This is a genomic window from Pseudomonas defluvii (assembly GCF_001695625.1).
GTDB classification, from domain to species: domain Bacteria; phylum Pseudomonadota; class Gammaproteobacteria; order Pseudomonadales; family Pseudomonadaceae; genus Aquipseudomonas; species Aquipseudomonas defluvii.
Genome location: NZ_MBPN01000339.1, coordinates 1 through 380, shown reverse-complemented (window position 1 = coordinate 380; position 380 = coordinate 1). Strand labels below are relative to the sequence as shown.

General features: G+C 63.2%; 1 protein-coding gene. It reads right to left on the bottom strand.

The genetic code is table 11. The features are described from left to right. Positions 1-380, bottom strand: a 380-nt coding sequence (locus EKA13_RS27605) for a cbb3-type cytochrome c oxidase subunit I (protein WP_176717504.1), incomplete at both ends; no start/stop codon positions are given.

Here is a 380-nt window from a genome sequence, read left to right as displayed (position 1 = left end):
GCGCCGATGGAGATCATCGCTACCCAGCCCAGAGCGCCGGCGTGTACGTGGCCGATGGTCCAGTCGGTGTAGTGCGACAGCGAGTTGACGGTCTTGATGGCCATCATCGGGCCTTCGAAGGTCGACATGCCGTAGAACGCCAGCGATACCACCAGGAAGCGCAGGATCGGGTCGGTGCGCAGCTTATGCCAGGCGCCCGACAGGGTCATCATGCCGTTGATCATGCCGCCCCAGCTTGGTGCCAGCAGGATGATCGACATCGCCATGCCCAGCGACTGGGCCCAGTCTGGCAGGGCGGTATAGTGCAGGTGGTGCGGGCCGGCCCAGATGTACAGGGTGATCAGTGCCCAGAAGTGCACGATCGACAGGCGATAGGAGTA